Raw genomic sequence first — 13,438 nt, 5'->3', positions numbered from 1 at the left:
GCCTCTTTTCTCTGAAAATGGTTTTCATCCCTGTGGGTGAATCCCCTTTTTTATTCAATATATTTCGTAAGCGTGGCATGCAATGCCTTGAACTCAATAGGTTTTACCAGGTATTCATTCGCCCCTGCATTGATCATTTCTTCACTGGCTTCATTAAACGCATCTCCACTGGCGATGATGACCGGCACATTTTTCAGTACATCATCTTCGCGAATATGAGTAAGTGTATCTTTGCCGCTCATGCCCGGAATATGCGCATCCAGGATAATGATATCCGGTTTTGAAGCCCTGCCCAGGAGCATGCCCTCCACACCATCGCTGGCCAGCGTAACCCTGCTACCCAAACTACAAAGGAACCGTGATAAAACCATCTGACTCATTTTATCATCTTCTATAATCAGGATGCTGGCGGCATTCAGGTTCATCATTCTTTCCGGCCAGTCTTTCAGGTCTTTACCCGGCAAGCCTGCTGCACCTTCCAGCGGCAGACATACCGTGAAGGTCGTACCAATGCCTATCTGACTCTTCACATCTATAGTGCCACCCATAGCTTCCGCCAGGTGACGCGTAATGTGCAGGCCCAAACCAGTACCTTCCAGGAATATATTCCGCTCTGATACAAAGGCATCAAAAATAGTAGCCTGCCTCTCTTCGCTGATCCCTTCTCCCTGATCGGCCACGGTGATATTCAACCGTTCTCCTTTAGGGAAAATATGAATGGAGACATTGCTCTCACTCGCTGTGAACTTGATCGCATTTGACAGGAGATTATTGATCATCTTCGTGAGCAACATTTTGTCCAGGAAAAGGAATTCCGGTACTTCTTCTGATATATTATACCGGATCCGGACCATTTTAACCCCTGCTATATATTGGTGTATATTCACCACATTGTCCAGCCATTCCCTGATATCCAGCGAAGAGTTTTGCGCCGTATCGGCCTTGCCGGCTTCGATCCGTGAAAACTCTAATACATTGTTAATGATTTCCCTGGTATTAAAACTGGCGGCGTAGAGGTGATCGGCCAGCAGCCGGATGGGAGCGAGGCTTCTGTCCTGCGCTACTTTGAGTTGCAAAAGCTGACTGATACCAAAGATGGCATTCAGCGGGGTCCGGATCTCGTGACTGGTTTCACGTACAAAAACAGTCTTGGCATCTGTAGCCCTGGCCAGTTTGGCCGTGAGCTCTTCCAGATCCGAATTTTGTAGCCTGACTGTTTCCAGCATTTTCCGTACCTGTGTCATTTCGCGGTTCCGTAGTCTATCTGCATTCTTAATATAAAAGGTGAACACCATCATATCCAGGATCAGGATGGATGGAATGGTCGCCCAGCGAATCACGAATTCAACAGGAAAAACAGTGGAAAAATTTATGGCAGGCGGATAGAAACCAAAGTACATATTGATTTCGCCGGCCATAAAACACCCAATAGTAATACCAATAGCTAACCTTCTCAGAAAAGGTCGCTGAAATAATAGCAATGATAAACCAATCAGGAAAATAAATAGAAGATGAAATTCTGTGACCCGCCCCATGACGGCGCTGTAATATTGAATGGTCACATTGCTGACGATGATCAGGAGAATGCTGGCGAGGGTATGCCTTCCCACCCAGTTCACGCAAATGATAGTGACAAAGGCAGCGGCTTCTGCGAAGGCTGGCCACACAATGATCTGGTTTCCAATCAGGTAGTGACAGCACAAACTGAGGGATAAGGACATAGCAGCACAGGTCAGACACAATGTATTCACGAAGCGGATAATTCGTTGTGTGTCTTCAACCTCCTGCAATGAAGTTGCCTTCACGTTACTGCAACCAGTGGTAACGATTCGTTGTAGTAGGTTCATGTACCGATATTTTAAATTAACGGAACATAACATTTCGTAGACTTACCGACAAGTTCCCGGCTTGTACAGTAAATCCAGTCCATGAGATGGTGTATCAGAGTTAAGAAGCAGGCAATGAGCTGAAACTGATTAATTTTGGGGTGGATAGCTACAATTGCTTGTACAGTTTAGGTAATAAAAGGACCCCCATTGCTATGTTTTTTCATTGTGATTTGTTTTGTGATAACGGAGATTACTATGCTGATAGTTTTTTGATAACGAAATTAGAGGATAGTTCGCTTGTGTGATCAACTAAAAAATTAACAGTTGATGACGCAAAATAGTTCAATTGTGAGAGGAAATAGTTAATGATCTGTTAACAAAAAGAAAATGTTGTTTAAACAACAAAAAAACGCCTTTCCCTGTGTAAAAGCGTTTTTCCGGAGTAGAAGCTAGTGTTTACACCACATTCCACCAATTATCATCTCCTTTTTGGGGCGGATTTTTTTCAGAAGCAGGAGCCGGTGCACCCGTCATCAAAGTGCGTGCCTGGGATTTTATATCGTCCCTGTTCAGGAGTAACCTGATTTTATCTTTTAGCAGGCGTCCGGTTTCGGGTTTTACCATGGCTACATAGTTGGCAAAACCTTCTATGCTGCTAATGATGTTTCCATTGCCCCATTTTTTATTAGCCAATCCGGATACGCTGATCTGGTGGAGCAAGGCCCTGAATTTACGGAGGGTATCCCTGTCCAGGCTCAGTTTCTCATTCACCACAATACCGGTTACTTCCCGTTTGTCACCTTTGCGCATTACCTTCAACTTATCAGGATGGAGGTGGAAGCCTTCTTCTTTCACGACCTGCTTTACTGACCAGAGTAACTGACCGATCTTGTCGGCAGGTTCGCCTTTGGTAGAGAAAGTCATATCATCTGCATAGCGGGAGTAGGTATACCCAAACTTTTTAGCCAGACCTTCAAAACGCTTGTCCAGACCATAGCAAATAAGGTTTGTGATGGCCGGACTGCTGGGCGCACCCTGTGGCAGGTGCCGGGGAGTATTGGCCACAAAATATTCCTGGCCGTCCAGGGCTACCTGGTCTACTTCGGGCTCAGTACATAGCAGGCCGAGAATAGTGGCCAGTTGTTCGCTGTAACCAAGTTTTATAAAGAGCCCTTTCACACGTTTATATTCAATTGTCGGGAAAAAGTCTTTCAGATCGATATTGATCACCACATCCTGACCTACGTGATTAGTTGCATTGGTCACGATGGATTTGCCCGGCACGAAACCATGTGCGGCTTCGCTGTTGGGTACCTTATACAGGATATTTTCCAGCACCCAGTACTGTGCAGCTTTTAGTTGTGGCATAGGAGCAGAGATCAGTCTGCGGCCACCTGACTTCTTAGGCAGGTAAAAGCGCTTGTAATGGGAGATAGTACCTACCTTCCTGTCAAATGCCAGGAAACGTAGTTTACCGAGGGTAATGCCCATAGCTGCGGAGAGCTGTACGGCATCATGAAGCAGCGGGAGGCCGAAGCGCTGTAGCAGTTCAGTATTGGAGGAGGTTTTATTTAATCCTGCAGAAACGTCTTCACCGAGATAGACGATAGATTTCGACTTTTCTTCTGCCCAGGCTGCGGCGCGCTGCTGGCGTTTCTCTTCATTCCGTTTTTTGGTCTCAGCACGTTTTGCCTTGGCGGCAGCCATGCGGGCTTTACGCATGTCCGTGAGTACCTGTTGTTTATTTCTGTATTTGGCTTGTTCGCTAAGGAGGTCGTTCAATTCTCTACGCAGCTCACCTTCTTTACGAATAAATGTTTCGGGTACATTAGGTACCTGTTCATTTTTCGCCCAGAAACCAAGGCGTATCATTTCTTCCAGAATTACTTCTTCTTTAGAAGAAGCACGGATCTTATCATATAATTGTTGACGGGTCAAACCTGCTGACATAATTCCAGTTCAGATAAAAATGATGAATGAATGTAAGCAGGGGAGCAGAAGAGAGAGGTTAATTTGTAAAGAGGAAATGGCCTTCGTGCAAGCCTTTGACTAAATCAATCAACTCCAGGGAGGGGCGTACTAGTGGTGATTTTAGGGCCCCTGGGGCAAGTACTGTAAAATCACTACTAGTACGCCCCTCCCAAAGTAAAGATTGCATTTAGTGAAGCATGTATAGTCATGTTACCTGAATGACGAAACATCATTCGTCCCTTTTACGGGCGCAAGTGCAATTATTTCCTCTTTACAAAGAACTTTATTTCTGAAAAATTGTTTTCATCCATGTTGGTGAATCCAACTTTCATGAAGTGTTTTATTACGGGATTAAAGATACTTTCTTTTCTTCAATTTTCTGCTATTCCCTGCTATATTTTTTTATACTTTTTGTTTTTCCTGTTCGTATGCCATTCTCAATGCCAGCATGTGTTCACAGGGGCCTTTGTGCAACTTGTTCATCTGGTAGTGATTACAGTCGCAATGGGCAGAAGCCATGCGTTCATCTGCATCAATCACTATAACGGGGCGGTATGAACGATTTTGTGCCGGCATAGAACCTTCCAGTTGTACACCTACACCCGGTACATCCTTCGCGGTGAACTTCACTTTGCCCACAATCCTGCTGGCAGCGGCTTCTGCGGGATTGGAGAAACGTAATGCATCCAGTGGCAATGGATCACGGCTCAGTTCACGCAGGCGATAATAACCTGAATGTAAATCGTAAATGGCTTTCCCTGCCTGTGTATAGATGCCCAATGCCGCCAGTACCGAAGCTTTCGGAGTACCGGTTCGCGCAGCTATCTGTTCGGGCGTACCAAACCAATGCTGTTGCAGGTCGCCATAAATAATTTGTTTCGTCGCATCATCTACAGTGCCTCTTGGCGCCATGAGATCAAATTGTCCGCAACGTGACCAATCGTTGGCCGTCCAACCGGATAAACCCAGTGTGAACTGCATATCTCCCAGGTCAGCGATATAGAAGGACGGCAGTCCATTACCAGTGAGGTGAACGGTGAATTTCTTTGCTACTGGAATAAGTCTTTCTAATATTAAAAGACGACGACGTCCCCATATACAGATCTCTTTGCGCTGCGCACCGGTGTATACAGATCTCGCACAAACGATCATTGTACCCCATGGATCAAAGATGGCTTTGACTGGCTGGCCGGGTTCCAGAATAAAACGAATAGAACGGGGCCCTTTCTTTTCTTTGAAACGACGCAGTTGCTGACAGAAGTTATAGACATCCATAGGATGCAGATCAAAGCTGGCAGCGGGTAAGGTCATGGCAGAACTTACCTGCAGGAAACCTCTGACCCAGCTATCCGGCAGGTCTATTTTTACTTCTTTGAAGAGTTCTTCTTTTGTCGTTTGCACAGCAAAACCGGAAGGATCCACCGTAAAGGTCGTCTCCTTGTAATCACGTATTTTCTGGAACTCATTATAGAGGTTTGCGGAATAGTCAATGTTGGTCGTACCACACTGAAATTCGTTGACTTCTTTGAATACGTTGTAACTGGCGCTCAGTTTACCGTAGGCAGATTCATCCTGGCTAAAGCACTCGAAAAAGATTTCATCCGGATGTACGCTGATCACAGGATCCAGTACAAACCAGGCATCTTTGTCTTTCTGGTACAGGTAATCGAAATAATTACGGCGGGATTTGTAATAAGGAGCCATCAGTTTATCCCGCTCTGCATTCACAGCGCTCAGCTCTTCACGAATCAGTTTTATTTTGCTCTGAGCAGCAGCTGCATCATAATTCCCCATGAATTCAGCCAGCCATACATCTTCCTGCTGAGCAGCCCAAGCTTTATATTCTGTTTTATCTTTTGGCTTGAATCGCAGATCTGACACTACTACATCATGCAATGCAGAAATGGCTTCCCTGAAAGCGAGTTTCTTGTGTAGCTTTCCGTTAAAGAAAGTAGGCTCACGCCGGGTATCAGGTGAAAATGAAATTCCTGCTGATGTAGCATTGCTATATACCTGCGTACTGCCGCTATATCTATAATTGAATAACATGTGATCAGGGTTTAAGATGAATGCTCAGGAATAGCAATAAATTGAACAGGCAGCGTAATATCCGGATATTGTTCGTGGATGTTGCGCATGATCTGAATGCAACGTGCTTTGTCGCCAATAGCCACTGTTGCAGAGATATGTGCAATGATCACCGCAATATATTGCGCAGCTTCGTCCGATTTCAGGGCTTCCTGTTCCAGGAATGCAAAGATGCGTTCTTTGGCCACTCTTGCTTTATTCACCCTGGATAATACAGAGCGGAAATAAAACTCAAGTTCCCGCAAGCGATCCGGTTCACCAGCTGCATATTGAGCCAGGTAGTTGGTCGCAAAGGTTTGCATACTTACGCCCGGGTGCTGACTGAGTTTCAGGAGGTAGTTGAGACCGTCTTCTGCTTTGAAGAAACGGGTCAGCAATTCCCTGCCAAAAGCCTGTACGATTGGGTTCACGCTGTCTGCAATGGCAACGAGGGTTTCCGGCGACCAGTCTTCATCCCTGAAGTGGGTACGGAAAAACTGCATGGCGAATGTGCGGGTATCATCCCATTTTGCATCCAGTAAACCGATAGCATCGTCCCTCTCGTAGCGGATACGTGGAAGTTGCTGCTCATAAAAACGCCAGCACCATTCACGTACTTCTCTCAGTTCATGATTGCCGGTAGCGATCACCTGTTTGAGGGTTAATTCTGCAGGTGGAATATATTTTTCCAATACAAGTACACCAAATGCCTGTGTAGCGCGGTAGTTGGAATAGGTGAGTCTTAAAGCAGTAGCCTTATCGATATCATGCAGGTGCCCCACGAGTTCATTGCCAAGAATATTAGCGATGTCATTGTGCAACCCTTCAGAAGTTTCTTTTCGCATGAGCAAAGGCACGAGTTCGTTCACCAGCCATACAGCGAGGTCGTTGTAGTCCTTTACAAGCCTTGCCAGCACAGGACGAATACCCTGCCGTACATCTGAGTAAGAAGCGATGCAGGTTTGCAATAACAAAGCAGGACGGGAAATAAGTTCAGCATTACCCATACTGCTTAATATCGCAATACCACCTTCTCTTACAGGCTGGTAGGCATTTTCAAGGATGCTTACAATCAATTCGTCAGATAACTGAACAGGGCCTTTTTTCAGTAACAGGAGGCGTACACCAAATGCTTCTGCTGGTGGAATACCTGATTTCAATAAGTCTTCCACGATCTTTGCATCCACTTCCTGCAATGCGGCGACTGAGTATTGTTCTAATACACGGCAACCTTTAGTAAGCAGATTGTATACGGCCTCATTTGGCTGACGCTGTTCCAGTAATACGCTCACTGCTCTACCTACTACCAGGCGGCTCTTATCCAGTGGTAAGAGTGTGGTAGAAAGGCGGTCTATGGCTATTTGTCTCACATCGTCATATGCCGCAAAGATCAGGGCAGTGACAAATTCAGTATCCTGAACACAGAATTCGATATGCGTTTTGATCCATTCAATACCCAGTTCGCGGGCTTCATTAAATGGGCTGTTTATCATCGCCACAAACAGTGGGAGGGAAGGAGCAGCAGGATTATATTTTTCTATAGCCAGAGACAGACCGAAACGCTGAGGGATCTGGAATGGATTGATCAGCAGACCGGCAATGACATTGGCATCTATCTTTTCTTTGAGTGATTCGAACTGCGGACTGGCTTGTAATTCCGAATACGCAAAGGCATGAATCTCTTCCATACGGCTACTGATAAGCAGCTGGATGAATGCCTGTGGTAACTGGTGCCAGAGCGAACGGAAAGGAATATCGCTGTGCGGTTCGTCATTTTCTTTGACCGCCTTTTCCAGTGATTCTTTTGGCTGTATACCTTCGTCCTTTTTAGGCGTTTTGAAGATACCGGCGATCTGGTTGAGGAAGCCTTCTTTTTTAGGTGGTTCCGGTTTAGACTGCGCCGCAGGTTTTCCCGCTTCGGGATCCTTAAATTCCCAACGGGAATTATTACCCACGAGCTGTAGATCCACCTGGTTACCTCTTAAAATATAGTTCAGGTAAACCGCGTTGGAATTAGCTGGATAACGGATAGCCCGGGTAATATAACGGCGGGTAGTAGCATCATATTGATACACGTTTCTGCTGTAAGCGGCTTCTTTATACACATTCCCGTCATATTGTAATAACAGGGCTGTAGCCAGTTTTACATATTCAACATCCGTACGTTGTCCGAGTTCCTGCAGGTGGCGCAGGGTCCTGTTCCTGAAATGACGACGGGTACGGTTGGAATAGGCCAGTTTACTCATCGGCTTTTTCAGTTCCGCAGGCGGTTTTCCGGAGGTGCTGAACAGTTGTCTTTCCCTTTCAAAGCGCACAGAAAAGAGCGCCGTCAATGCATGATCATCCCGCAGTTCCGCCTGTTTATATAAGTGGCGGATATGCCGGAAGTAAGATGGACGTAAAGGTAAAGCGGCGAATAAAGCATAGAGGAGTTGCCTTACAGGAACAATATCAGCAGCTACAATATACAGGTCTTCCAGCAACTGGTAACCAGGCTCATTGAGCTGCATCACCCGCTGGTCCAGCAGTTGCGTAAGGGCATATAAATCCTTAGCATTGATGGCATCCTGGAACTCAGGTGGCAGGGCATGCAGGGAGCGCGCAATAAAAGTCGTGCGTTCTTCGCCTGACAGGAGTTGCAGGACTGCGTTGGCAGCCATCTGTCGCAGGTATTGCGGGTAAGTACTATTATCTATATAGGAACTGACCAACGACACGGCAGCCGGATCCCCACATCTGCCCAATGCCCAGATACCAGCGTAACGCTGCATAGCGTTGCCTTTTTCAATCAGGCGCAGAATAACCGGAGCGGCTGCACGGATCTTGTGTTCACCGGCAGCCCAGATCACGCGGGATGTGGACCATTTTGTCTTGTAGGATTGTTTGCCGGTCACGGCATCGTCCAGTCGTTTCAGTATTACTTTGTGGACAGGGTCAGTCACATCATCGACAGCGACACTGGTATAAGCGGTGGTGGCGACACCATCCTGCTCGCCGGTGTATCCTTTGCTACGTTTTTCCTTTTCCAATGCATCGAAAATAGCGGTAGCTTCCTCCAGAGAAACGGGGGTTGCAGTTTTACTACCTTCTTTGAGTGCAGCTCCACGCTTACCATAGCGGAAGTTCACAATGTATTGTCCGGGGCCAGTTTCACATAGGTCTATTTCGTAAGTTTTGTCAGATGTCCCCTCCTTAAAGTAAAGCACGGTTTGCTTAACAAATCTCATGAGCTAACAACAATTTATATATATAACTGCGGCAAAATAAATATTTATTTCCGAAATTTAAAGATTCTCTCTTAATTTCCCTCTCCGACAAATCCATTTATTATGAAAAAACACTTTTGCCTGTTCCTGATTTGTATGATGACCATACAGTTACAAGCACAGGAAAAATTTTCAACCATTAAAAGTAATGACCCACACATACACTATATGGGTCGTGTCATCCAGACAGATAATAGTGCACAGCTATCCTGGTCGGCAACAACGGCAAGTATAAATTTTAAAGGAACGGGGGTGAAGGTAAAGCTGAAAGATGAGCGGGGAGATAATTATTATAATGTAGTGGTAGATGGAAAAGTGATCAGTAAACTACAGCCTGATAGTACCGTACATACATATACGCTAGTAAGTGGATTGAAAAACGGGAATCATACCTTAGTACTCTTTAAGCGCACAGAATGGGCCATGGGTAAAACATGGTTGTATAATTTTGAAGTGGATGGTACGCTTTTACAAGCCCCTGTTGCGAAAAAAAGGAAGATCGAGTTCTATGGCAATTCCATTACCTGTGGGTATGCGGTAGAAGACAGCAGTGGCAAGGATAGAGGTACAGGTCCGTACGAGAATGCCTATATCAGCTATGCATCGCTGACAGCAAGACATTTTAATGCTGAATATCATTTAGTGGCAAAGAGTGGAATAGGAGTCCTTATCAGTTGGTTCCCCCTGATCATGCCTGAAATGTACGACCGTACTGATGCCACGGATGCTGCAAGCAAATGGGATTTTAGTAGTTATACGCCTGATCTGATCGTGATAAATTTATTTCAGAATGATAGCTGGCTGGTCGCAAAACCGGAACATGAACAATTCAAAGCGAAATTTGGTGATAAGGCGCCGGATGCAAAGACGATAGTAGCGGCTTATAGTAACCTGGTGAAAAAGATCCGGGATAAACATCCGAAAGCACAGATCATTTGTGCACTGGGCAATATGGATGCAACACGGAAAGGTTCACCATGGCCGGGCTACATAAAGGAAGCGGTACTCGGATTGCATGATGCGAAGATCCATACCTGCTTTTTCCCTTATAAGGACACACCGGGGCATCCAAATGCAAAGGAACAGGAGGCAATGGCAAATGAACTGATCGCGTATATCAGTAAAAATATAAAATGGTGATGTTTGATCTTTAAAGCCGGCCGCAGGCCATCCCTTTACGCCGTTGATTGCTGATGCCGAAGGTATCTACAATCAACGGCGGTTATTTTTTTGCTGTTTTATGCCGGTTTACGAAACTTTCTTGCATTTTTCTGCATGAATGTTCTAAATTGGAAGCTGTAAATTTACGGTATGATCAAGGAACAACTCAAGCAGGCTTTTAAGGAACTCAAACCACAACTGGCAGGCGATCTCTACTTCTCAGAAAACTCTCTGGACCGCACCATACTCATGGCATACTCTACAGATGCCTCCGTATACCAGGAATACCCAATGGGTGTCGCACTGCCAAAGAACAAAGCCGATATCGCTGCGTTGATCCGATTCAGCAAAACCCACAAGATTCCCCTCATTCCCCGCACCGCAGGTACCTCTCTGGCAGGTCAGGTAGTAGGACAAGGTCTGATCGTAGACGTTTCCCGCTACATGAATCGCCTTTTAGAGGTCAATAAGGAGGAAAAATGGGTCAGGGTGGAACCGGGTATCGAAAGAGACGTTTTGAACGAACTATTGCAACCTTATGGGCTTTTCTTCGGTCCGGAAACCTCCACCTCTAACCGTGCGATGATCGGTGGCATGATCGGGAACAACTCCTGTGGGTTGCATAGCATGGTCTGGGGCGCTACGCGCGACAATCTCCATTCAGTCGAAGTTGTCCTCGGCAATGGCGAGACCACTATATTTGAAGATATAGACACACAGGGCTTACAGCATAAAATGCTGCTCAACAACCTGGAAGGCAGTATTTACAGAACCATGCACGCCCTGCTCTCCAATAAAGAAAATCAGCAGGCCATCCGGGATGGCTATCCTACCCGTACTGTAAAAAGAAGGAATAGTGGCTATGCACTCGATGCCCTTCTTGATACAACACCTTACGGTGGTGCTGCCCCATTCAACCTCTCTCACCTGATTGCCGGCTCAGAAGGTACTTTGGCATTCGTGACTGAAGCAAAACTCAAATTGCTGGATGCGCCTCCAAAGGTGAACGGGTTGGTAGCCGTACACTGTACCAGCGTGAAAGAGTCGCTACAGGTAAACCTCATCGCTGTCAGACACCCGGTCACGGCTTCAGAACTCGTGGACGACGTGATCATGAACTTTACAAAAGGCCACCCTGAGCATCAGCAAAACCGCTTCTTTATGGAAGGTGAGCCGGCAGCGATTCTCATGGTTGAGTTTATGTGTCATACAGAAGAAGCATTACAGGCACAAACCAGCGCCTTCATTAACGAAGTCAAAGCAAAAAATTTAGGGTACGCTTATCCATTGCTGCGCGGCAACGATATCAATAAGGCCTGGAACCTGCGTAAATCAGGTCTCGGCTTACTCCGCAATATTAAAGGCGATGCACAACCCGTGAACCTCATCGAAGACTGTGCAGTAGCACCGGAAGATCTGCCTGAATACATCGACGACCTGCAGGAAATGCTCAAATCCATGGGATTGAAAGCCTCTTACTACGCACACGCTGGCGCCGGTGAACTACACGTAGAACCTATCATCAATTTAAAAATTGAAGAAGGCAGAAAGCAGTTCCGTGAAGTATTGGAAAAGACCGCCGCCATTGTGAAAAAATACAAAGGCTCCCTTAGTGGAGAGCACGGCGATGGTCGTTTGCGCGGCGAATTTATCCGCTTCATGATGGGGGACAAATGTTATGATTGCTGCAAACAGGTGAAGCTATTATACGATCCTGAATATCTCTTTAATCCGGGTAAGATTATCGATCCGCCACCCATGGATCAGTTCTTCCGTTTCAAGCAACCTGCAGCCGGAGGAAAGATAAAAACATACTTTGATTTCTCTGAAACCAATGGCATCTTATCACTAGCAGAAAAATGCTCTGGTTCAGGCGATTGCCGTAAAACGCATTTCGCGGGCGGTACAATGTGTCCCAGCTATATGGCCACCCGTTTTGAAAAAGATACAACCCGTGCAAGAGCGAATGTATTACGTCAGTTCCTTGCTCAGGATAATACAGCACAGGCTTTCAATCATGAAGAGATTGGTCATGCTATGGATCTCTGTCTCAGCTGTAAAGGCTGTAAAGCAGAATGCCCATCCAGTGTGGATGTATCCAAGCTGAAAGCAGAATACCTGCAACAGTATTACGATACCAACGGTACGCCTTTGAAAGCGCGGATGATAGGAGAGTTCCCTTTCCTCAGCAAAATGGCGTCCGTCGCACCTGGTTTATACAATTTCGCCTTCTCCAATAAATTTACTTCCGGCATACTCAAAGGCATGATGAACATGGCGCCGGAGCGCCATGTTCCTGCATTACAGCCTCAAACATTACGCGCCTGGTACAAGCAGTTCAGGCAACAACAAGCTGGCAAAACTTTCACACACAAAGTCTTCCTGTTCTGTGATGAATTTACCAATTACAACGATGTACATATCGGACAGCGTTGTATAGAACTGTTGACAGCACTGGATTACGAGGTGATCATACCAGATCATATTGAAAGCGGCCGCACGCATTTGTCAAAGGGTTTGGTAAAGAGAGCCAAAACAATTGCAGCAAAGAATGTGCAGCTATTATCGTTCCTGATTGACCAGCCACATTTTTTGATCGGGCTGGAACCTTCAGCCATCCTTACTTTCAGGGATGAGTATATCGATCTGCTTTCAGGGGAACTGAAAGAGAAAGCAAAAGGATTAGCATCCAGGGTGAAATTGTTTGAAGAGTTCTTATCAGCAGAAATGGATGAAGGCCGTATTCGCAAAGAGTCCTTCAGGAGTGATGCGCGTAAGATCGTGATCCATGGGCATTGCCATCAAAAGGCGTTGTCCTCGGTCAATTATATCAAAAAAGTGCTGTCATGGCCGGCGCATTATGAGGCAACGGTGATTAATTCCGGTTGCTGTGGAATGGCTGGATCATTTGGCTTTGATAAAGATCATTACGAAACTTCGATGAAGATAGGGGAACTTGTTTTGTTTCCTGCTGTAAGAAGTCAGGCGGATGATGTGATAATAGCTGCACCTGGTACCAGCTGCCGTCATCAGATATTGGATGGTACTGGCAAGACAGCATTGCATCCGGCAGAGGTGTTGTTTGCTGCGTTGGTGTAGTTACTGTTTTTTGTTTTCAGATACATAGATGACGATATAATATTT

The 13,438-nt window shown here is 45.9% G+C and carries 6 protein-coding genes; 2 read left to right on the top strand and 4 right to left on the bottom strand.

The window, feature by feature from the left end; all coding sequences use genetic code 11:
* Positions 1–50: 50 nt before the first annotated feature.
* From QQL36_RS24725 to QQL36_RS24710, 4 genes are all read right to left on the bottom strand, one after another.
* Positions 51–1,847, bottom strand: coding sequence for an ATP-binding protein (locus tag QQL36_RS24725; protein WP_321567130.1), 1,797 nt, complete (start codon positions 1,845–1,847; stop codon positions 51–53).
* 438 nt (positions 1,848–2,285) lie between these two features.
* Complete coding sequence (locus QQL36_RS24720; RefSeq protein ID WP_321567129.1) at positions 2,286–3,779, bottom strand: reverse transcriptase family protein; 1,494 nt, start codon at positions 3,777–3,779, stop codon at positions 2,286–2,288.
* Between the two features lie 423 nt (positions 3,780–4,202).
* Positions 4,203–5,849, bottom strand: a complete 1,647-nt coding sequence (locus QQL36_RS24715) for an SWIM zinc finger family protein (RefSeq protein ID WP_321567128.1) — start codon at positions 5,847–5,849, stop codon at positions 4,203–4,205.
* Positions 5,850–5,860: 11 nt separating this feature from the next.
* Entirely contained in the window at positions 5,861–9,094 is a 3,234-nt protein-coding gene (locus tag QQL36_RS24710; RefSeq protein ID WP_321567127.1) for a WGR domain-containing protein, read from the bottom strand.
* Positions 9,095–9,196: 102 nt separating this feature from the next.
* Between QQL36_RS24710 and QQL36_RS24705 the strand changes: the two genes are divergently transcribed.
* Both QQL36_RS24705 and QQL36_RS24700 read left to right on the top strand, forming a co-directional pair.
* Positions 9,197–10,273, top strand: coding sequence for an SGNH/GDSL hydrolase family protein (locus QQL36_RS24705; protein ID WP_321567126.1), 1,077 nt, complete (start codon positions 9,197–9,199; stop codon positions 10,271–10,273).
* Positions 10,274–10,444: 171 nt separating this feature from the next.
* Positions 10,445–13,393, top strand: a complete 2,949-nt coding sequence (locus QQL36_RS24700; RefSeq protein WP_321567125.1) for an FAD-binding and (Fe-S)-binding domain-containing protein — start codon at positions 10,445–10,447, stop codon at positions 13,391–13,393.
* The last annotated feature ends 45 nt before the right edge of the window (positions 13,394–13,438 follow it).

Source organism: Chitinophaga sp. LS1 (genome assembly GCF_034274695.1).
In the GTDB taxonomy this organism is placed as follows: domain Bacteria; phylum Bacteroidota; class Bacteroidia; order Chitinophagales; family Chitinophagaceae; genus Chitinophaga.
Note: the sequence above shows the minus strand (reverse complement) of the source record. Positions and strands in the feature narration are given on the sequence as shown.